Origin of the sequence: Streptomyces sp. NPDC001941, assembly GCF_040296945.1 — a bacterium.
In the GTDB taxonomy this organism is placed as follows: Bacteria; Actinomycetota; Actinomycetes; order Streptomycetales; family Streptomycetaceae; genus Streptomyces.
The window spans coordinates 172,029-192,277 of sequence record NZ_JBEOYE010000008.1; the positions used below are offsets into that span (position 1 = coordinate 172,029).

15 protein-coding genes and 1 pseudogene are annotated in these 20,249 nt (G+C 73.8%); 12 read left to right on the forward strand and 4 right to left on the reverse strand.

The genetic code is table 11. The annotated features are described in order from the left end of the window. Positions 1 to 51: 51 nt before the first annotated feature. The 5 genes from ABT160_RS09810 to ABT160_RS09830 all read left to right on the forward strand — a co-directional run bounded on the left by ABT160_RS09810 (position 52) and on the right by ABT160_RS09830 (position 6,009). Positions 52 to 984 (forward strand): 2OG-Fe(II) oxygenase family protein, encoded by a 933-nt coding sequence (locus tag ABT160_RS09810; RefSeq protein ID WP_351645802.1) that lies wholly within the window; start codon positions 52 to 54, stop codon positions 982 to 984. Between the two features lie 72 nt (positions 985 to 1,056). Beyond that, complete coding sequence (locus ABT160_RS09815; protein WP_351645804.1) at positions 1,057 to 1,800, forward strand: O-methyltransferase; 744 nt, start codon at positions 1,057 to 1,059, stop codon at positions 1,798 to 1,800. Beyond that, positions 1,797 to 3,401: a long-chain-fatty-acid--CoA ligase gene (locus ABT160_RS09820; protein ID WP_351645806.1), complete on the forward strand. Its 1,605-nt coding sequence runs from the start codon at positions 1,797 to 1,799 to the stop codon at positions 3,399 to 3,401. The genes ABT160_RS09815 and ABT160_RS09820 overlap by 4 nt, the downstream gene beginning before the upstream one ends. Positions 3,402 to 3,472: 71 nt before the next feature. Further along, positions 3,473 to 4,609 (forward strand): homoserine O-acetyltransferase MetX, encoded by a 1,137-nt coding sequence (gene metX / locus ABT160_RS09825; protein ID WP_351645808.1) that lies wholly within the window; start codon positions 3,473 to 3,475, stop codon positions 4,607 to 4,609. Continuing rightward, the gene (locus tag ABT160_RS09830) at positions 4,603 to 6,009 is read left to right on the forward strand and encodes an MFS transporter (RefSeq protein ID WP_351645811.1); all 1,407 of its coding nucleotides are present in this window, start codon (positions 4,603 to 4,605) and stop codon (positions 6,007 to 6,009) included. Before metX ends, ABT160_RS09830 begins: the two co-directional genes overlap by 7 nt. Before the next feature lie 209 nt (positions 6,010 to 6,218). On the opposite strand, the gene ABT160_RS09835 is transcribed toward ABT160_RS09830, so the two are convergent. The 4 genes from ABT160_RS09835 to ABT160_RS09850 form a co-directional block, all read right to left on the reverse strand. After that, complete coding sequence (locus ABT160_RS09835; protein ID WP_351645813.1) at positions 6,219 to 7,058, reverse strand: AfsR/SARP family transcriptional regulator; 840 nt, start codon at positions 7,056 to 7,058, stop codon at positions 6,219 to 6,221. 259 nt (positions 7,059 to 7,317) lie between these two features. Next, on the reverse strand, positions 7,318 to 8,970 hold the full coding sequence (locus ABT160_RS09840; RefSeq protein WP_351645815.1) for a penicillin-binding transpeptidase domain-containing protein: 1,653 nt from the start codon (positions 8,968 to 8,970) through the stop codon (positions 7,318 to 7,320). Between the two features lie 493 nt (positions 8,971 to 9,463). After that, on the reverse strand, positions 9,464 to 10,459 hold the full coding sequence (locus ABT160_RS09845; protein ID WP_351645853.1) for an ArsR/SmtB family transcription factor: 996 nt from the start codon (positions 10,457 to 10,459) through the stop codon (positions 9,464 to 9,466). A 137-nt stretch (positions 10,460 to 10,596) separates the two neighbouring features. Next, the gene (locus tag ABT160_RS09850; protein ID WP_502984189.1) at positions 10,597 to 11,547 is read right to left on the reverse strand and encodes an endonuclease/exonuclease/phosphatase family protein; all 951 of its coding nucleotides are present in this window, start codon (positions 11,545 to 11,547) and stop codon (positions 10,597 to 10,599) included. A 373-nt stretch (positions 11,548 to 11,920) separates the two neighbouring features. Between ABT160_RS09850 and ABT160_RS09855 the strand changes: the two genes are divergently transcribed. From ABT160_RS09855 to ABT160_RS09885, 7 genes and pseudogenes are all read left to right on the forward strand, one after another. Beyond that, positions 11,921 to 12,802 carry an SGNH/GDSL hydrolase family protein gene (locus ABT160_RS09855; RefSeq protein WP_351645818.1) on the forward strand — a complete coding sequence of 294 codons (882 nt, stop codon included), beginning with the start codon at positions 11,921 to 11,923 and terminating at the stop codon, positions 12,800 to 12,802. A gap of 228 nt (positions 12,803 to 13,030) precedes the next feature. Continuing rightward, positions 13,031 to 15,187, forward strand: coding sequence for an outer membrane protein assembly factor BamB family protein (locus ABT160_RS09860; protein ID WP_351645820.1), 2,157 nt, complete (start codon positions 13,031 to 13,033; stop codon positions 15,185 to 15,187). Between the two features lie 154 nt (positions 15,188 to 15,341). Then, on the forward strand, positions 15,342 to 17,090 hold the full coding sequence (locus ABT160_RS09865) for a glycosyltransferase family 2 protein (protein WP_351645822.1): 1,749 nt from the start codon (positions 15,342 to 15,344) through the stop codon (positions 17,088 to 17,090). Continuing rightward, positions 17,087 to 18,202 carry a glycoside hydrolase family 26 protein gene (locus ABT160_RS09870; protein WP_351645825.1) on the forward strand — a complete coding sequence of 372 codons (1,116 nt, stop codon included), beginning with the start codon at positions 17,087 to 17,089 and terminating at the stop codon, positions 18,200 to 18,202. Before ABT160_RS09865 ends, ABT160_RS09870 begins: the two co-directional genes overlap by 4 nt. A 77-nt stretch (positions 18,203 to 18,279) precedes the next feature. Continuing rightward, positions 18,280 to 18,927 (forward strand): exonuclease, encoded by a 648-nt coding sequence (locus ABT160_RS09875; protein WP_351645828.1) that lies wholly within the window; start codon positions 18,280 to 18,282, stop codon positions 18,925 to 18,927. Positions 18,928 to 18,980: 53 nt separating this feature from the next. Then, positions 18,981 to 19,658, forward strand: coding sequence for an SH3 domain-containing protein (locus ABT160_RS09880; protein WP_351645831.1), 678 nt, complete (start codon positions 18,981 to 18,983; stop codon positions 19,656 to 19,658). Positions 19,659 to 19,827: 169 nt separating this feature from the next. Beyond that, positions 19,828 to 20,249, forward strand: a pseudogene (locus ABT160_RS09885) (hypothetical protein); the annotation flags it as partial.

The following is a 20,249-nucleotide window of genomic DNA, read 5'->3' on the forward strand; positions in this document are numbered from 1 at the left end:
GAGCCGTCCCGCGACGGACCCACCGATCGCCGAACCCCGAAGGTGAACAGGATGAACAGCACCGTACCTACCTTCAGCCTGGCCGCCCTGAGCAAGGGCGAGGACCAGGAGGCGTTCCACCGCTGCATGACGCGGGCGGGCGTCTGCTACCTCACCGACACCGGAGTGTCCGAGGAGGACCACCGGCACGCCACCCGCACCGCCACGGACTTCTTCGCCCGGGGCTCCGCCGAGGAGAAGGCGGCGGTGACGACCTCGGTGCCCACCATGCGGCGCGGCTACTCGGCGCTGGAGGCGGAGAGCACCGCCCAGGTCACCAACACCGGTACCTACACCGACTACTCGGAGTCGTTCTCGATGGGCATCGGGGGCAACCTCTTCCCCTCCCCCGCCTTCGAGGCGGTGTGGCAGGACTACTTCGACCGGCTGTACCGGGCGACCCAGGACACCGCGCGCGCCGTCCTCGTCGCCTCGGGCAGCTACGACGGGCCGGACCTGGACGAGCTGCTTGACGCCGACCCGGTGCTGCGGCTGCGCTACTTCCCCGAGGTGCCCGAGCACCGCGCGGCGGAGCTGGTGCCCCGGCGGATGGCGCCGCACTACGACCTGTCGATCGTGACGCTGATCCACCAGACGCCCTGCGCCAACGGCTTCGTGAGCCTGCAGGCGGAGATCGACGGCGAGATGGTCAGCCTGCCGCACGTGCCCGGCACCGTGGTCGCCATGTGCGGGGCCATCGCGCCGCTGGTCACCCAGGGCCGGGTGCCCGCGCCCCGGCACCACGTGATCTCCCCGGGCGCCGGGCAGCGCGAGGGCAGCGACCGCACCTCCAGCGTGTTCTTCCTGCGCCCGGCCACCGACTTCTCCTTCTCGGTGCCCAAGGCCCGCGCGTACGGCCTCGACGTCAGCCTGGACGCCGAGACCGCGACGTTCGGCGACTGGATCGGCACCAACTACGTCACCATGCACGCCACCAAGGCCTGACCCCCACCCAGCACGGCCCCAACCACCCCTGCCGGACAGGCACTTCGCTCGCGACCCGCCGAGGGAGCACCCATGGAACACAGGTCTGACGCCGTCTTCAAGAAGCCCACGATCTTCCGGGAGGGGATGCGCGAGTACGCCGAGGCGTCCTCCTCGCCGGTCTCCTCCGAACTGGCCAGGATCGAGGAGGAGACGGCCCGCCTGGTGCCCGAGTGGGCCGACATCTCCAGCGCCCCCACCCAGGTGACGTTCCTCCAGATGCTGATCACCACCGGCGGCATGGACCGCATCCTGGAGATCGGCACCTTCACCGGGCACGGCACGGTCGCCATGGCCGCCGCCCTGCCCGAGGACGGCGAGATCGTCACCGTCGACACCTACGTGGCGGACAAGCGCGCCGAGGACGTGGCCGTACGGGCCTTCGAGCGCTGCCGCGACAAGCACAAGATCCGTACCGTCGACGACGACGCGCTGTCGGCCCTGAGCAGCGTCGAGGGCGACTTCGACCTGATCTTCCTGGACGCCGACAAGCCCAACTACATCAAGTACTTCGAGACCATCCTCGCCCGCGACCTGCTGCGCCCGCGCGGCCTGCTCGTGATCGACAACACCATGTGGGGCGGCGAGGTGCTGTCCCCGCGCGACCTGCCGCCCGCCGAGACCGCCGCCACCGGCGAGGAGTGGGTCGAGCGGATGATGGCCAACTGGGCGCACGACGTGGTCAAGTTCAACCGGCACGTCGCCGAGGACCCGCGGGTGCGCACCGCGCTGCTGACCGTCCACGACGGCATGACCCTGGTCCAGCTGGCGTCGTGACGGCGCTGGGCGGAATAGGGCTCTCGGTCGGCTTCCTGCTGCGCCGCGCGGTGGCCGTGGCGCCCGGCAAGGAGATCCGCGAGAGCGACCTCGAAGGACGGCCGGCCGGCAAGTCCTGGGCGGTGGTGGCCGAGCGGGCGCACCGGCTCGTCGGGGCGCTGCCCGGCCTCGGGGTCGCCCCCGGCGCCGCGGTGGCGACCTTCGCCTGGAACCACACCCGCCACCTGGAGCTGTTCTTCGGCGTCCCGATGGCCGGGTCGGTCCTGGTCCCGGTCAACGTGCGCTTCTCCGAGGAGCAGATCGCCTGGGTGGTGGCCCACTCGGGGGCCGAGGTGATGATGGTCGACGCCTCGCTCACCGGCAGGCTCGCCCCGCTGCTGCCCCTGCTCCGCTCGGTGCGGACCTTCGTGGTGCTGCCCGACGGCGCCGAGGTGGACCCCGCCTTCGCGGCGGCCGCGGACTACGAGGAGCTGCTCGCCGCGAGCGCGCCCGACGAGCCGCGCGACGTCGCCGAGAACCGTACGGCGTGCGTCTGCTACACCAGCGGCACCACCGGGCACCCCAAGGCCGTCGCGCACTCGCACCGCTCGCTGGTGCTGCACTCGCTGGCGATGTGCGCGACCGACGCCTACGGGGTGGGCGAGAACGACGTGCTGTTCCCGCTCACCCCGCTGTTCCACGCGGTCGCCTGGGGCATGCCCTACGTGGCCGCGCTGGCCGGCTCGGGGCTGGTCTTCACCGGCCCGCACCTGAACCCGGCGGCGATCGCGCGGACCCTGGAGCGCGAGGGCGTGACGCTGGCCTGCGGGGTGCCGAGCTTCTGGCTGGCCCTGGACGAACACGACCCGCCGGTCGGGGTGTTCAGGACGGTCAAGCGCATCCTGTCGGGCGGCTCGGCGATCCCGGCGGGCCTGGTGCACCGCTACGCCGACCGCGGCGTGACCATGCAGCAGGGGCTCGGCATGACCGAGAACATGGCGACGGTCGCGCTCACCGGGGTGCGCAGCACCCACGCCTCGCGCCCGCTGGAGAAGCAGCTGGACCTGCACCACACCCAGGGCCTCGCGGTCGCGGGCGTCGAGCTGCGGCTGACCGGCGAGGACGGCGGTCAGCTGCCGCACGACGGCGTCACCCAGGGCGAGCTGGAGGTCCGCTCGCTGTGGGGCGCCACCCGCTACGAGCGGCCGGGCGACGAGTCCAACACCGACAAGTTCCACGACGGCTGGCTGCGCAGCGGGGACGTGGCGTCCATCGACCCCGAGGGCTACGTGCGGATCACCGACCGCAGCAAGGACCTGATCAAGTCGGGCGGCGAGTGGATCAGTTCGATCGCCGTGGAGAACGCGCTGATGGACCACCCCGACGTGCGGGAGGCGGCCGTCGTCGCGGCGCCGCACCCGCGCTGGCAGGAGCGCCCGCTGGCGGTGGTGGTGCCGCGGCCCGGGGCGCGCGTCTCGCCGGGCGCGCTGCGGGACTTCCTGCTCGGCCGGCTGGCCCGGCTGTGGGTGCCCGACCGGTTCGAGTTCGTCCCGGAGATCCCCAGGACGGCCACCAACAAGTTCGACAAGAAGCTGCTGCGCGGCCGTTACGCCGATCACTGAGGACCGGGCCGGGGCGACGACGCCCCGGCCCTTCCCCGTACCCACCCCTCGCGACCCACGGAAGGCTCACCATGCGACTGCGCAACACCGGGGCGTGGCAGCCCGGCGACCCGCCGGGCGGGCGGCGGTTCGTGACCACGCACACCGTCGAGGACCCGCTGCGGCTCGCCTCCGGGGGTTCGCTGGGCCCGGTGACGATGGCGTACGAGTCCTGGGGCGAGCTGGACGCGGACCGGGGCAACGCGGTGCTGGTCCTGCCGCCGCTGAGCATGACCTGCCACGCGTCGGGCCCCGCGGGCCCCGGCCATCCGGCCGAGGGCTGGTGGAACTCGGTGATCGGCCCCGGCCTGGTCCTGGACACCGACCGCTTCCACGTGGTCGTCATCAACTGCCTGGGCGGCTGCGACGGCAGTACGGGACCGGCGAGCGCCTCCCCCGACGGGCACCCCTGGGCCTCCCGCTTCCCGGCCCTCGACGTGTCCGACCAGGTGGACGCGGAGGCGGCGCTGGCCGACGCGCTGGGCATCGCGCGCTGGCACGCGGTGGTCGGCATGTCCATCGGCGGGGCGCGCGCCCTGGAGTGGGCGGTCTCGCGCCCCGAGCGGGTGCGCGCCCTGGCGCTGGTGTCGGTGTCCGCGGCGACCCGGATCGAGCAGGCCGGGCACACCGTCCTGGAGCTCGAACTGATCCGCCGCGACCCGCACTTCCACGGCGGCGACTACTACGAACTGCCCGAGGGCTGCGGCCCGCACGACGGCACGGCGCTGGCCCGGGGCTTCTCGCACCTGCGCTACGGCACCGACGCCTACTGGCAGCAGCGGTTCGGCGGCGAGGACCTGGCGGACGACCCGGACGGCTGCCACGAGCGGTTCGGCGGCTACCTGCTCGCCCAGGGCGAGAAGGTGGTGGAGCGCTTCGACGCCAACTGCTACCTGGTGCTCTCCGAGGCGGCGATGCGGGCGTCGGTGGCGCGCGGCCGCGGCTCGGTGAAGGACGCCCTGGCCCGGATCACCGCCGCCGCGCACGTCGTCGGCTTCTCCAGCGACCGCCCCTACCCCCCGGAGGCGGTGCGGGAGCTGGCCGAGGGCATCCCCGGCGCCCGGGTCCGCGTCATCGAGTCGGACCTGGGCCACTACGGGTTCATGTTCGCGCCCGAGCTCATCGAGCCCGAGCTGCGCCTGGCCGTGGAGCAGGAGGACCCGTGCTGACCATCCTGCTCGTGGGCGCCTTCATGGCGACCCTCGACTTCTTCATCGTCAACGTGGCGGTTCCGTCGATCGCCTCCGACCTGTCGGCGTCCAGCGGCGAGACCCAGCTGGTCGTCGTCGTGTACGGACTGGTGTACGCCTCGTTCCTGGTCATCGGCGGGCGCCTGGGCGACCACTGGGGCCACAAGAAGGCGTACGTGATCGGGCTGGCCCTGTTCACCGCGACCTCCGCGCTGTGCGGCTTCGCCCCGAACGCCTGGTGGCTGATCGTCGGCCGGGCCCTGCAGGGCGCCGCGTCGGTGGTGCTCTACCCGCAGGTCCTGGCACTGATCCAGATCCACTACCCGCCGGAGGAGCGCTCGAAGGTGATGCGGGTCTACGGCTTCGCGCTCGGCGCCGCGATGGCCGTGGGACAGCTCCTGGGCGGCGTCCTGATCAGCGTGGACCTGTTCGGGCTCTCCTGGCGCTGGGTGTTCCTGGTGAACCTGCCGGTGGGCCTGGTGGCGCTGCTCCTCGCGCCGCGGCTGATCCCGCAGTCCCCGCCGGGCGCGGGCCTGCGCCTGGACCGGGCCGGGGTGCTGCTGTGCGCCTCGGGCCTGGTGCTGCTCGTGCTGCCGCTGACGGTGGGCCGCTCGACCGGCTGGCCGGCCTGGGCGCTGGCGATGCTGGCCGTCTCGGTGGTGGTCCTCGCCGTGTTCTGGTGGTGGGAGCGCCGGGAGGAGTCGCTGGGCCGCGACCCGCTGCTGCCGCCGAGCCTGCTGCGGGTGCCGGGCCTGCGGACCGGGCTGCTCGCGGTGCTGCCGTTCTACGCCTCGCTCTCCTCGCACGTGTACGTGATCGCCCTGCTGCTCCAGTCGGGGCGCGGCCTGGACCCGCTGGAGGCCGGGCTGGTCACCTGCCCGATGTTCATCGGCTTCTGCGTGGCGTCGATGAGCTCGCACGCGCTGTCCAAGCGCTTCGGGACGCGTCCGCTGCTGGTCGCGATGTGCGGCCAGGTGGTGCTGTTCAGCGCGCAGTACCTGCTGGTCCCGCACCCGGGCCAGGTGGGCACGGTGGCGCTCTCGGTGCTGCTCGGCGCCAACGGCCTGTGCACGGGCTCGGTGGTCGGGCCGCTGCTCGGCCTCGTCCTGGACGGGGTGGCGCCGGGCCGGGCGGGCGCGGCCAGCGGGCTGCTCGCGACCACCCAGCAGGTGGCCGGTTCGGTGGGCACCGCGGTCATCGGGATCGCCTTCTACGGCCTGGCGCTGCGGGCCCAGCCCGACCCGGCGCAGGTCACCGAGGGCTACCGGCACGGCATGGTGTTCCTGATCGTGATGGCGCTGCTGACGCTGACGGGCCTGTACCGGCTGACCCGGGCGCGCGCGGCGCGCCAGGAGGAGGCCGAGCCCGCGCCGGCCTGACGCGGGGGCGTACGCGTACGTACGGGCGGGGGGGGGGCGGGGGGGCCGGGCCCCCCCCCCCGCGGACGGCGAGAGCCGGCCGCCGCCCGCGCTGGGGCGGCCCCCGCCGGCGCCGGCCGGCGGGGGGGGCGCCCTGTCCGGGGGGGGGGGGGGGGGGGCGCCCCCCCGCCCCCCCCCCGCCGTGCTTCCCGTACCGTCGCGCCCGGACCTCAGCCGACGCGCTGCCGGGACATCTGCTCGGGGACCCGCTCGGCCGTCCGGGTCGGCCGGCCCTGGGCGCTGAGCACGAGTTCGTCCTGGCGCAGGATGGCCTGCATCACCTCGCGCAGCCGGGTGCCGGGGCTCACCCCGATCTGCTCGCGCAGGATCTCCTTGGCGCGGTGGAAGACGTGGATGGCGTCGGCCTGGCGGCCCTCGCCGTAGTAGGCCTTCATCAGCCCCACGTACAGGTCCTCGCGCAGCGGGTCCCGCTCCACCAGTTCGGTCAGCTCGGCGATCGCCTCGCCGTAGTTGCCCAGGGAGACGTCGATCAGCGCGCGCAGCTCGGCGGCGGCCATCCGCTCGCGGTCGAGCGCCTCGCCCTTCATGCGCAGCCGTACGGAGGTGACGTCGGTGAGGGCGGCGCCCTTCCACAGGGCCAGCGCGTCGTCCAACCGCGTGGCCGCTTCCTTCTGTTCGCCCCGCGCGTGGAGGTCGCGCGCGGTGCGCACCGCCTCGCGGAAGACGAACACGTCGATACACTCCGGTGGCACCCGCAGCTCGTAGCCGAGGTCGTGGGAGCCGAGGGCGTCGCGGTGCGTCCCGGCCTCCGAGAGCGCCTTGCGGATCATCCAGGCCGAGGTCTGCAGCTGTCCCGAGACCGTCAGCGGCGGCTCTCCGTCCCAGGAGTCCTCGATGATGGCTCCCTTGGAGATCACCTGACCGGGCTGCAGGGCGAGTGAGGCGAGGAAGCGCCGCTGCCGCTGCCCGCGGACGGCGACGGACGCGCCGCCCCGCAGCAGGGTCACGGGGCCGAGAAGCTGGATGGTGAGGTGGTTGCGGATACTCATCTGGTGGTTCCCCCTTGTGTGAGATACCCAGCCCGACGGGAGCGTCTGGACGCCGGCTCCCCGGCCGAATCGAGATCCTTTTCCGGGACCTGGCCCGCATCGATGATCAAACGCAGTGGCTCGTGCATCAACACCTTGAACGTGGACGGGAACTCTCTTGACAGAACGGTGCGAGAGTTCTTCGGACCGTGGGGGCGGGCGGCCCCCGCAGGAATGCGGCGGAATGCGGTGGTGCTCGTTCCCGGCCGGTGCCGGAACGCTAGGGGGTGAGGCCGGAGAGGAACTTCGCGGCCACCGGACCGGCGTCGCGCCCGCCCGATCCGCCGTCCTCCAGGAGTACGGACCAGGCGATGTCGCTGCCTCCCTGGTAGCCGATCATCCAGGCGTGGGTGCGGGGCGGGGTGTCCTGGCCGAACTCGGCGGTGCCGGTCTTGGCGTGGGGTTCGCCGGGCAGGCCCTTGAGGGCCTTTCCGGCGCCGTAGGTGACGGTGGCGCGCATCATGGCCCTCAGGTCGGCCACGACAGCGTTGTCGAGCTTCGCGGTGGCGGTGTGCTTCTTCTTGACGGCCTCGGGGACGAGCACGGGCTGCTGGAAGGCGCCCGCCTTGACGGTGGCCGCGACGGAGGCCATGACCAGCGGTGACGCCTGGACGCGGCCCTGGCCGATGGTGGAGGCGGCCTTGTCGTTGTCGCTCTCGGAGACCGGGACGCTGCCGTCGTAGGTGACCGCGCCGACGTCCCACGCGCCGCCGATGCCGAAGGCGGCCGCGGTGTCGTGCAGGGTCGAAGGGCCGAGCTTGGTGCGGGAGTTGACGAAGAAGGTGTTGCAGGAACGGGCGAAGGCGTCCCGGAAGGTGGCGTCCGCGCCGAGCTCGAACTGGTCCTGGTTCTCGAAGCGCTGGCCGTTGACCGTGGCGAACTTCGGGCAGTCGCCGGTGTCGGCGGGCTTCATGCCCTTGCCGAGCAGCGCCGCGGAGGTGACGACCTTGAAGGTGGAGCCGGGCGGGTAGCGCCCCTCCAGGGCGCGGTTCATGCCGGAGGGCCGGTTGGCGGCGGCGATGATCTCCCCGGTGCTGGGCCGGACGGCGACGATCGCCGCGTTCTTCTTGACGCCCTCCAGTGCCGCGGCGGCGGCCGCCTGCACGGCGGGGTCGATGGTCGTCTTCACCGGCCTGCCCTTGCCCGCCTCGGTGCCGGTGAGCTTGCTGACGACCTCGCCGGAGGCGCGGTCGAGGACGACGACGGACCGGGCGGGGCCCGCGCCACCGGTCAACTGGGCGTCGTAGCGCGCCTGGAGGCCGGACAGGCCCTTTCCGGTCTTGGGGTCGACGGCGCCGACCAGGGAGGCGGACCGCAGTTCCCTGCCGGTGGCGTCCAGGATCGGCGCGCGGTCGCGGGACTTGAGCGCCAGCGTCTGTCCCGCCTTCATCCTCGGGTGGATCAGCGGGGTCTCGAACTCCACCTTCCAGGACTCGCCGGTGCGCATCAGCCGCGCCGAGGAGTCCCAGGAGTAGTCGCCGGCCCCGGCGAGCTTCATCCGTACCGTGAACGGGGCCTTGACCACGCCCTCCTTGACCTTCTCGCCGGGCTCGGCGGTGATCTCCGTGGAGGTGGGCCCGAGGTTCGTCATCACCGACTTCACCAGGGACTCGGCGCCCTCGGGGGTGTCGGTCAGCGCTCCGGCCGCCTTGGCGTCACCGGCCTCCCACGCGGTCAGGAACCGGTCGAGCTGCCGGCCCGCCGCGACCACCTGCGGGTCGTCGGCGTCGTCCCCGGCGAGCGCGGTCCAGCCCCAGTAGCCCGCGGCCGCGACCACTCCCGCGCCGAGCACCGGGAGGACGACGCGGCGAGCGGTACGGCGCCTTCCGTACTGCCCCTGCTGGTGATTGCCATAGTTGTCGGAGTGCACCATGTGGCTCAGATTAAGCGCTTTCACTCTTCTGTCACTCTTCTTAGATCCGCGGAACGCATGATTCAAGACGGGCAAGTGACCTGCGGAGATCGGCCGGATGACCACCCTTTCCGCTTACAGACTTGGGCCTTTGTCATTCCAATGTCACGGCAATGCGGTCAAGCCGCACGAGACCGGAAGGAGTTCACGGGACCACCGGTCCAGTCCTCTGAAGGAATTCCGCCGTCCGCGCGGAGTCACCTCGGGAACAGTGGCCGGAATCGGGCCGGTTGACCGCGGAGGGAACGGGCACGCGCAAAACCCCCAAGTGTGTCGGTCGCGACGGGCGACGTGGGCTTCCCGGTGGTGTACGAACACCAGTCTGGCCCAGCGGACCGGAGGCGGCCATCGTTTGCCTCTTCGGGCAAAAGCCCTGCTCAAGCCCTGCTCAAGCCCCGCTCGAAGGTCACCGCGGGCACGGCTCGAAGATCACCGGAGGCCCGGAAGGACCGCCTCAGACCCCGCCGGGACACCCCGGCAGCTCCCCGTTGAGCAGCGCCATGCCCAGGCCGGTGACCCGGTGCCGCACCGCTCCGCCCTCGCGCCGGGTGGTCAGCAGCCCCGCGTCCCGCAGTACGGCGGTGTGGCGGCTGACCACCGGCAGCGCCACGCCCGCCCGCCGGGCCAGGTCCGTCGTGGTCCCCGTCCCCGCGGCCGACTCCAGGACCGCCGCGCGGGTCCGTCCGAGCAGGTCCACCAGGGCGTCCGGCGGCGCCCCTCGGCCGCCCCGGGAGCGCCGCGCCGCCAGCCACCCCACCTGCGGCGGCAGCGGGTAGACGAGCACCGGCGGCATCTCCGGGTCGAGCACGGTGATCGGCTGGATGCGCAGGAACAGCGAGGGGACGAGGACCAGGCCGCGCCCGTCGAGGTGGACCTCCTGGTCGGCGTAGACCGGTATCTCCAGGACCGGCGCCCTCCACCGCACCCGGGGGTGCAGCTCGGCGAGGAGGCGGTCGACGCCCCCGGAGAGCAGGGCGCGCGCCCGGCGCTGGCGGTCGGCCTCGGTGTGCAGCCGCAGCACGTCCTCGAACGGGTCCAGGGCCGCGCGCCGGTACCCGGCCAGCGCCCCGCCGAGCCGCTCCAGCGCCGAACTGTCGCCCTCAGCGAGGGACTTGGCCCAGAGCGAGAGGGGCGCCCCGGACGCCAGCCGGTCCATGTCGTGGGCGATCCTGCGGCGCGGCGTGGACAGCAGCCGGTCCAGCTGGGCCTCGAACCCGGCGTCACCGCGCCCGGGGGTGAGGAAGTCCGGCGAGTAGCCCCAGGGCCGGGCCAGTTCGGAGAGCAGCCGGGCGTCCGGGGAGCGCTCGGCGCGGGTGCGCCGCCGCCACTCGCCGAACGCGACGTCGCCCGCGCCGTCCTGGAGCACGTGCAGGCTCAGCAGCACGTCCCAGAGCGGGTCGGGGGCGTCGGCCACGACGATCCTCCTGAGGTCGTCCCCGGTGAAGTACATGCGCAGCACGCCGCGCTCCCTCCTGACTCGCCCCGCGTCCCGGACACCGCTGCGACAAAGATCGCCGCCGGACCCCCGCCCCCGCAAGACCGGTCGTGATCTTCACCTGGGCCGGCGGCGCGCGGACGGCGGCCGCGTCACAGCCTCACCTTCCCCACGACGGGCAGGTGGTCACTCCCGGTCGCCGGGCCCCGCCCGATCCGCGTCACCGTCGCGGCCCGGGCGAGCACGTGGTCGATGCGGGCCAGCGGCAGCCCGGCGGGCCAGCTGGGGGCGAGCCCCGAACGGGGCGTGTCCAGACGGCTGGTGAGCGGGGCCAGGCCGCGGTCCTGGACCGTGCCGTTGAGGTCGCCGAGGAGCACCACCCGCTCCTCGGCCTCGGCGGCCAGCAGGTGGCCCAGCCGGGCCGCGCTCTGGTCCCGCCGGGCCGAGCGCAGGCCGCCCGCCCCGATCCGTACCGACGGCAGGTGCACGACGTACACGGCGACGTCGCCGCGTGCGGTGGCGGCCGTGGCGCGCAGGCCGCGCTGCCAGTCCTCGGGGACCCCGGCCGGCCTGATGTCCAGCGGGCGCGCGTCCCGCAGCGGGAGGCGCGACCACAGCGCAACGGTGCCCGACCGCGCGTGGTACGGGTAGGCGGCGTCGAGCACCGCCCGGTAGCGGGGCAGCGCGGCGGGGGTCACCTCTTCGAGGGCCAGCAGGTCGGCCCGTACGGACAGCAGGGCGCGGGCGGCCGCCTCCGGGTCGGGGTTCTCGTCGCTCACGTTGTGCTGGAGCACGGTCAGGTCGTGGCCGCCCTGCGCGGGCAGCAGGGCGGGTCCGAACACGCCGAGCCACGCCCCCAGCGGCAGCAGCGCCGCGAGCAGCGCGGCCACCGAACGCGCCAGGAGCGCTGCGCCCGCCAGGAGCGGCACCGCGAGCCCGAGCCAGGGCAGGAACGTCTCCAGGAGGCTGCCGAGCCGCGGGCCCGTGTTGGGCACCAGCACATGCCCGGCGAGCAGCAGGGCGACGAGCACGGCGAGCGCCGCGGGCACCCGCCCCCGTCCGCGCCGGCCCCGCAGCGTCCAGCCCTCGGTCACGCCCCGCACACCCGTCCTCCTGTTCACCCCCGCGGGCGACGACGCGCGGGAAGTGGGTCTTGGTTCCGGCTCCCCCACCAGGTGGCACGGCGTCCCGCGCCGGTGCCGGGTGAACGGCCGCGGACAACCCCGTGCACGAGCATTGACCCTCGTTCAAACCTGTCGGTAACTTCAAAGCGCGCCAAGGGAATCCCCCATCACGGCAGAGCCGCCCGCCCCACCGATCCGCCGCCGCCCCGTCCGTCCTGCCCCGGTCCACCCCCACGGCCACCGGGCCGGACGCGCACCCCCGCTCCGCGCCCACCGGCGCTGCCCGGGGCTGCCCGGGAACGCGCGGGTCCGGCGGGCCCGCCCTCCCCGTCGCACCCGAAGGAGAACCGCCATGCAGGTCCCCGCACGCCTGCGCCGGACGGCCGCCGCCCTCGTGGCAGGCTGCGCGCTCCTCGCGCTCGCCGCCCCCGCCCAGGCCCAGGCCGACACCGCGGGCCGGGCCACCCGGTACGTCGCGCTCGGCGACAGCTACAGCGCCGGTTCCGGCATCCTGCCGCTGGACCCGTCGGCCTCGCTGCTGTGCGCCCGGTCCACCGCCAACTACCCGCACGTGCTGGCCGCCAGGACCGGCGCCGTACTCACCGACGCGACCTGCGGCGGCGCCCAGACCAAGGACTTCGCCGGGTCCCAGTACCCGGGCGTGGCTCCGCAGCTGGACGCCCTGCGCGCCGACACCGACCTGGTCACGCTGACCATCGGCGGCAACGACAACGGCACGTTCATCAACGCGATCCTGTCCTGCGGCACCCTCGGCGCGCTCTCGCTCGGCCAGGGCAGCCCCTGCAAGAACGCCAACGGCAGCAAGTTCACGGACGAGATCGACGCCAACACCTACCCGCGGGTCAAGGCCGCGCTGCTCGCGGTGAAGGCGAAGTCCCCCGGCGCCCGGGTGGCCGTGCTCGGCTACCCGTGGATCCTGCCCGCGGCCGCCCAGCCCGGCTGCTTCGTCACCATGCCGATCGCCAAGGGCGACGTGCCCTACCTGCGCGACCTGCAGACGCACCTCAACGCGGTGATCGCGCGCGCGGCGGCCGAGACCGGCAGCACCTACGTGGACCTGTCCGCCGCCTCCGAGGGCCACGACGCGTGCAAGCCGATCGGCACCCGCTGGGTCGAACCCGCCCTGTTCGGCACCAACTTCGTGCCCGTGCACCCCAACGCGCTGGGCGAGGCGAAGATGGCCGAGCGCGTCTCGGCGGAGCTGGGCCTGTAGGCAAGGGCGCGGGGTAGGCAGGCCGGACCGGCCCGCCTACCCCGCGCGCGGAACCACCGGGTCCGCGCGCGCACCGACAACTCTCGGCACAATGAACCCAGTTGATCACGGCACTTCGTATACGGCTGGATTCTGTTCCGATGTCCGGAACACCCCCGCTCCGCTACACTTCCGCCGCGGGTCCGCCGGTCGGCGGCACTTCGTCCAGGCTGCGACCCGGGGGGCGCCTTGGAACAACTGGGGCCCGACGACCCCGCGACCGTCGGCCCGTACCGGCTGGTCGCACAGCTCGGCAGCGGCGGCATGGGCCGGGTCTACCTCGGCTACTCGCCCGGCGGCCGGCAGGTCGCGATCAAGGTGATCCGTCCCGAGTACGTGCAGGAACCCGCCTTCCGCAGGCGCTTCGCCCGCGAGGTGGTCGCCTCGCGCGCGGTGAGCGGCTTCTTCACGGCCGGGGTGGTCGACGCCGACCCGGAGGGCCCGCGGCCCTGGCTGGCCACGGCGTACATCCCCGGCCCCTCGCTGGCCAGGGCCGTGCACCGCGCGGGGCCGCTGCCCGAGCGGTCCGTACGGGCGCTCGGCGCCGCCCTCGTGGAGGCGCTGGTCGCCATCCACGCCGCCCAGCTCATCCACCGCGACCTCAAGCCGGCCAACGTGCTGCTCGCCCAGGACGGGCCCCGGGTCATCGACTTCGGCATCTCCCGGCTCTCCGAGCACACCGGCCTCACCCTGACCGGCACCACGATCGGCTCGCCCGGATACATGGCGCCGGAGCAGATCCAGGGCCTGGCCGTCACGCCCGGGTGCGACGTGTTCTCGCTCGGCTCGGTGCTCGCCTTCTCCGCGACCGGGACCGGCCCGTTCGGCGAGGCGTCCGTGCCCGCGCTGCTGTACCGGGTGGTCAACGAGGACCCGGACCTCACCGCCGTACCGGCCGGGCTGCGGGACGTGATCGCGGGCTGCCTGGCCAAGCGGCCCGAGGAACGGCCGCCGCTGCCCGAGCTGATGGCCGCGCTGAGCGGCGGGCGGGCCCCGGGCGAGCTGCTGGCGCCGGGCTGGCTGCCCGAGCCCTGGCAGGCGGTCGACGCGGCGCCCGCGCCGCCGGACCCGCGGGTGTCGACGCCCGACCCCCGCACGCCGCTGTTCGCCCCGCGCACCCCGGCGCCCGACCCGTACGCCTCGGACCCGTACGCCCCCGACCCGCGCACCCCGGAGCCGTACGCGTACGGCTCCGGCACCCTGCGCACCGCGCCGACCGCCGCCACCGAGCGCCAGTCGCAGCTCCAAGGCCCCACGCCTCCCCCGCCGGCCACGCCACCGCCCGACGGGGCAGCGGCGCGCCCCAGCCGGCGGCGCGTGCTGCTCGGCGCGGCGGGCGTGCTCGCGGCCGGGGGCGCCGCCGCCACCGCGTGGACGCTGCTGGGCGGGGACGACCGGCCGCCCGCGGGCACCTCGCGCTGGACCTTCACCACGACCGGCACCGTCCTGTCCTACCCGCGCGTCGCGGGCGGCCTGGTGTACGCGGCGAGCAACGACGGCACGCTGTACGCGATCGGCACCGACGACGGTCAGCAGCGCTGGAAGTACACCAGCGGCGCCGCGGTCGGCTCGGCGCCCGCCGTCCTCGGCGGCGCCGCCTACCTGGGCAGCGACGACAAGGTGCTGTACTCCCTGGACGCGGTCTCCGGCGCGGTCCGCTGGAAGTTCACCACCGGCGGCATCGTGCACACGCCTGTGGTGGGCGGCGGACTGGTCTACGTCGGCAGCGCGGACAAGAAGCTGTACGCGGTGGACGCGGCGACCGGGAAGCGGCGGTGGGCGTACCCGACCGGGAACGACACCCACTCGCCGACGCTGTCCGGCCAGACCGTGTACGTGGGGTGCAGTGACACCAACCTCTACGCCCTGGACGCCAGTTCGGGCGAGAAGCGCTGGGCGTACACCACGCGCGGCGCGGTCTCGGGGATCCCGGCGGTCTCCGGCGGCCTGGTGTTCTTCGGCAGCACCGACAACGCGCTGTACGCGGTCGACGCGGGGACCGGCAGGCTCGTCTGGCGGTTCGCCGGCGCCTCGGTCGGCTCCCACCCGGCACCCTCGGGCGACACGGTGTACGTGGGCGGCGGCAAGGACCTGCACGCGCTGGAGGCCTCGACGGGCAAGCCCCGCTGGAAGTTCACCACCCGGGGGGACGTGCACGCCCCGGTGGTCTCGGGCTCCACGGTCTACGTCGGCAGTTCCGACAACACGCTGTACGCGCTGGACGCGGCGAGCGGGAAGCGCCGTTGGTCGTACGCCGCCTCCGCCCCGCTGCACACGCCCGGCGTCGGCAGGGACTGCGTGTTCATCGGCTCCGACGACGGGACGCTGATCGCCCTGTACGCCTGAGCGGTCCCGGCAATGCGTCAGTTCCGTCACGGGTGCGGGGATCGGCGCGGCGTCGGGAACCGGACAGCGGACCCCCGCTGTCCTCCTCACCGCACGTAGCTGGTTCTCACCCGTCCGTGAGACCAACGGGTTCCAAGGGGTTCCAAGGGGGGACATGTCCGGACACCCAGCCCGGTCGAAGCGGCGCGCCGACCGCAGGCGCGACCGCAACGCTTCGGCCGTGGCCGCCTACCGGCTGGCGAGCCGCAGCACCGGTCCGCTGGCCGAGCCCGCGCCCCGGGTCGCGTACCAGTCGGTGCTGCGGCTCGGCGACCGGCTGGCGCTGAGCGCCATCGCCACCGCGACCGCCCTGGTCGACCTGGTGTTCATCGGCTGGCTGCTGCTGCCCGAGCACGTGCCCGGCCCCGGGGTGACCGGACCGGGCGGCCCCTGGCTGCTGCTCGCCCGGATCGGCTTCTGCCTGGTGATCGCCGTGGAGTGCATCAAGGTCGTCCAGGCGCTGGCCATCTGGGTGTTCGCCTTCCGGGCCCGCGACCCGATCCCGATGGCGCCGCCCGAGGGCCTGCGGGTCGCCGTGCTGACCACGATCGTCCCGGCCAAGGAGCCCTTGGAGGTGGTCCAGCGCACCCTGCGGGCCATGCTGGAGGTGCGCCGCCACGGCTGCTCGGTGGACGTGTGGATCCTGGACGAGGGCGACGACCCGGTGGTGCGGCAGATGGCGGCGCGCCTGGGCGTGCACCACTTCAGCCGCAAGGGGCGCCCCGAGTACAACCAGGACTCCGGCCCGTTCCGCGCCCGCACCAAGTCCGGGAACCACAACTCCTGGCGGGCCGAGCACGAGGCCGCCTACGACGTGGTCGCCCAGATGGACCCCGACCACGTGCCGATGCCGTGCTTCCTGGAACGCACCCTCGGCTACTTCCACGACCCCGACACCGCGTTCGTCGTCGCGCCGCAGGTGTACGGCAACGCCTACGACAACTGGGTCGCGCACGGCGCCTCCGTACAGCAGTACCTGTTCAGCAGCGTCGTCGAGCGCGGCGGCAACGGCCTGGACGCCCCGCTGCTCATCGGCACCAACCACCTCTACCGCACGGCCGCCTGGCGCCAGATCGGCGGCTACCAGGACTCGATCATCGAGGACCACCTGACCAGCATGCGGGTCCACGGAAGCGTCAACCCGGCCACCGGCAACGGCTGGCGGGGCGTCTACACCCCCGACGTGGTCGCGATCGGCGAGGGCCCCACCACCTGGACCGACTACTTCAACCAGCAGCGACGCTGGGCGTACGGGATCTGGGAGATCAAGCTCAACCGGCGGCTGCGCGAGGGCATCCGGCTGAGCCGGGGCCAGCGGCTGCTGTACGACCTGGTGCAGTTCTACTACCCGAGCGTCGCCGCGAACCTGGCGCTCGGCACCCTGGCCACCGCCCTGTACATGCTGCTCGGAGTGACCTCCATCCAGCTGCCGGGCCTGCCCTGGCTGGTGCTGTGGTCGGCCGGCATGGCCGGGTCCCTCGGGCTGTGGCTGTGGCTGCGCCGCTTCAACCTCGCCGAGCACGAGCGGCGCGAGTTCGGCACGGCGGGCATCCTGCTCACCCTGTTCGCCGGGCCCGTGTACATCGCGGCGGCCGTGAGCGCCCTGCTGCGCCGCCCGCTGGCGTACGTCGTCACCGCCAAGGGCGACCTGCGCAGCGCCGAGTCGCCGCGCACCTTCCGGCTGCACCTGCTGTGGGCGCTGATGGCGGGCGCGCTGCTCGTGGTCTCCTTCACCCGGCACCACGACTACACGGGCATGCGGATCTGGACGCTGCTCGGCCTGGCCGCCGGGTCGCTGCCGCCGCTGCTCGCCCTGGCGCAGGGCCTGACCACGCGGCTGCGGACGGCGAGGGCCGAGCAGTGAGGCTGACCGTCCCCCGGGTGCTGGCCGCGCTGTGCGCGGTGCTGCTCGCCTGGTACACCTTCCAGCTCGCCCCGGACCTGGCCGACCGGCCGCGCCGGGAGGCGGCGGCCCGCGCGGACGCGGTGCTGCCGCCGAGCACGGTGCTCCCCGACGGACGGCCGACGCCCGCGCCGACGGCGGCGCGCGAGGTGTTCCCGGCCGAGGGCCGGGCGTTCCTGGGGGTGTTCACCTCGGAGGGCACCCACGACTTCACCGAGGCCGCCGACTTCGCCCGGCAGACGAAGCACCGGCCGCAGGTGTTCGAGTTCTCGGCGGACTGGGCCTCGGGCCGCTTCGACGCGGCGGCGATCGACCGGGTGGCGGCGCGCGGGATGATGCCGATGGTCGCCTGGGAGCCGTGGGACCACCGCAAGGAGTCCAAGGACCCCGAACTGCGCGGCGAGCAGAGCGACTTCAAGCTGTCCCGGATCACCTCCGGGCACTTCGACGCGTACGTACGGTCCTGGGCCGAGGGCATCAAGTCGCTGGGCTACCCGGTGGCGGTCCGGCTCGCCCACGAGATGAACGGCTACTGGTACCCGTGGTGCGAGCAGTCCAACGGCAACCGGCCCGGCGACTACGCGCGCGCCTGGCGGCACGTCCACGACCTGTTCGACCAGGTCGGCGCGCGCAACGCGGTGTGGGTGTGGAGCCCGAACGTCGGCTACACCAACTCCACGCCCCTCAAGGGCCTCTACCCGGGGGACGCGTACGTGGACTGGATCGGCCTGTCCGGCTACTACGGGACCGTCGGCAAGGAGGCGTACCAGCCCTTCGCGAGCCTCTTCGGGCCGACCCGCAAGGAGCTGCGCCGCTTCACCGACAAGCCGCTGGTGATCACGGAGGTGGGGGCGACGGACGCGGCGGGCCGCAAGGCCGCGTGGATCACCGACATGTTCCGCACCCTGCCCCGCTACCGGGACGTCATCGGGGTGATCTGGTACCAGGCGGTGAAGGAGATCGACTGGCGGGTGGGGACCTCCGCCGCCGCCTCGGCGGCCTTCGCCAGGGGCGCGGACGCGGCGCGCTACCAGCAGACCTGGAAGCCGGACTCGACCCCGCGCTACCACTGAGCCGTCCCCGGGCTGCCCTGCGCGCGCGGCGCAAAACCCTTCGCGGGCGCGCGCTCCGGCGGCCTACAGTGCGCCGCATGGACCGGCAACCCGCGCTCCCCGAGCTCTACATCGCCGCCGACGTCGAGGCGGACGGCCCGATCCCGGGCCCGTACAGCATGATCTCGCTCGGCCTGGCCGTGACGGGCCGCCCCGACCTGTCCTTCTACACCGAACTGCGGCCGATCTCGGAGGACTTCGACCCCAAGGCGCTGGCCGTCTCCGGGCTCGACCGGGAGCGGCTGCTGCGCGAGGCGCCGACGGCCGAGGAGGCGATGGGGGCGGCGGCGCGCTGGGTGAACGGGCTGCGCGGGATCGGGCGTCCGGTCTTCCTGGCGGCCCCCGCCGTGTGGGACGGGATGTTCATTCACTGGTACTTCCACCGTTTCACCGGGAAGAGCCCGTTCGGGGCGACGGGCTCCGGCGTGGACCTGCGCAGCTACTGGATGGGGCTGACCGGAGCGGAGTGGGTGGCGACCCGCAAGGGTTCCATCAAGCACCAGTTGGGGCTCGAAGGGCTCCCCCACACCCACCACGCGGGCGAGGACGCGGCGGAGCTGGCGCAGGTCTTCGAGGCGGTCCTCGCGCACCGCGCGGGAGGCGGTTTCGGCCGAGCGGGTGGTAGCAGTGGGCCAGCCGGTGCACCGGACGGGCCACCGGTTGGCCCCGGCGGGGGCGCGGCGTAGAGGCTCCGTCCTGACCGGCCGCTTCGCCGGTTCCCGGACAAGGAGTCGATTCCATGCGGTTCATGTTCAAGCGCTCGCTGGCCCTGTGCGCGGGCACCGGCGCGATCCTGGTGGGCCTGTCGGGCCAGGCGTTCGCCGACGGACGCGTCGACGTGCGGCCCCAGCCGGCCCGGGCCGGGGAGCGCGTCGGGATCTCGGTGACGTGCGACGGCGAGCGGGCGACGCTCTCCTCGACGGCGTTCGACGCGCGCCCGGTGGTCCGTCTGACGAAGCTGCGCCCGCGCCAGGCCACCGGTGCGACCAGCGCGTTCGTCCGCTCGGACCTGCGCACCGGCAGCTACCCCGTCAAGGCCCGCTGCTTCTACCAGGACAAGCCCAGCGACATCGTGTACGGCACGGTCCGCGTCCAGGGCCGCCCTGGCACCCCGACCACCCCGCCGAAGCCGCCCGTGCCTCCGAAGCCGAAGCCGCCGGTCACGCCGCCGTACGTGACGGGCGTGGCGATCGCGGCGGACGGCCTGAAGGTCCGCCGGGCGCCGACCAGCCACGCGCCGTCGCTGGGCACGCTCCCGGCGGGTCGCAAGGTGCACCTGCGGTGCCGGGTCAACGGGCAGCCGGTGGACCGCAACCCGGTGTGGTTCGAGGTGGCCGACGGCCCGTTCGCCCACGGCTTCGTCAGCGCCCGCTACATCGGCCTGCTGTACAAGACGCAGCCCGTGCCCTGCCGCTGAGCCGTTCCGCGCGGGCGCGTCCGACGGGCCCGCCCCTGCGGGCAACCCCTTTCCCCCGCAGATCGTCCAACGGTACGGAAGAGGCCCTGCGTGCTGGTGAGTTCACCGTGGTTGAAGTGAACTCACCCCGGCTCCGGGGCCGCTGTACCGAGGACGAGGAGCGCACGCTGTGAGACGTGTTCTGAGAGCGGCCGCCACCGGCCTTGCGGTGCTCGGGCTGACCGTGGTGTCACCCGGGCCCGCGGGGGCCGCGCCGGCCGCAGCGCCCGAGGCGGGTGCCCGCCAGTCGGCGGGCGGAGACCTGCCGGCGGGCTGGCGACTCGGCGCCAGGGGTGACCTGGAGTGGGTGGCGCCCCGGCGGCTCCACCCGGGCGACGCCCGCGTGGAGTTCCGCGACGGCGCGAAGCTCCTCGGCATACCCACGGCCGACCCGGACGGCCGCACCTTCCGGGCCCGGCTCGGCGCGCCCCCGCGCCCCGGAGCCGACCTGCGGGTCGTCGCCGGCGGCCCCCGCCGCGTCGCCCCCCCCCCCCCCCCCACCGCGGACAGGCCCTGTTCGGCGCTCACCCACAGACAGGCGACGAAGCCCGG

Excerpts from the sequence above, each read along its gene's own strand:
- ABT160_RS09835 (WP_351645813.1), bottom strand. The coding sequence starts at position 7,058 with ATGAGTATCCGCAACCACCTCACCATCCAGCTTCTCGGCCCCGTGACC.
- ABT160_RS09840 (WP_351645815.1), bottom strand. The coding sequence starts at position 8,970 with ATGGTGCACTCCGACAACTATGGCAATCACCAGCAGGGGCAGTACGGA.
- ABT160_RS09810 (WP_351645802.1), top strand. The coding sequence starts at position 52 with ATGAACAGCACCGTACCTACCTTCAGCCTGGCCGCCCTGAGCAAGGGC.
- ABT160_RS09845 (WP_351645853.1), bottom strand. The coding sequence starts at position 10,459 with ATGTACTTCACCGGGGACGACCTCAGGAGGATCGTCGTGGCCGACGCC.
- ABT160_RS09865 (WP_351645822.1), top strand. The coding sequence starts at position 15,342 with ATGTCCGGACACCCAGCCCGGTCGAAGCGGCGCGCCGACCGCAGGCGC.
- ABT160_RS09855 (WP_351645818.1), top strand. The coding sequence starts at position 11,921 with ATGCAGGTCCCCGCACGCCTGCGCCGGACGGCCGCCGCCCTCGTGGCA.
- metX (WP_351645808.1), top strand. The coding sequence starts at position 3,473 with ATGCGACTGCGCAACACCGGGGCGTGGCAGCCCGGCGACCCGCCGGGC.
- ABT160_RS09880 (WP_351645831.1), top strand. The coding sequence starts at position 18,981 with ATGCGGTTCATGTTCAAGCGCTCGCTGGCCCTGTGCGCGGGCACCGGC.
- ABT160_RS09875 (WP_351645828.1), top strand. The coding sequence starts at position 18,280 with ATGGACCGGCAACCCGCGCTCCCCGAGCTCTACATCGCCGCCGACGTC.
- ABT160_RS09815 (WP_351645804.1), top strand. The coding sequence starts at position 1,057 with ATGGAACACAGGTCTGACGCCGTCTTCAAGAAGCCCACGATCTTCCGG.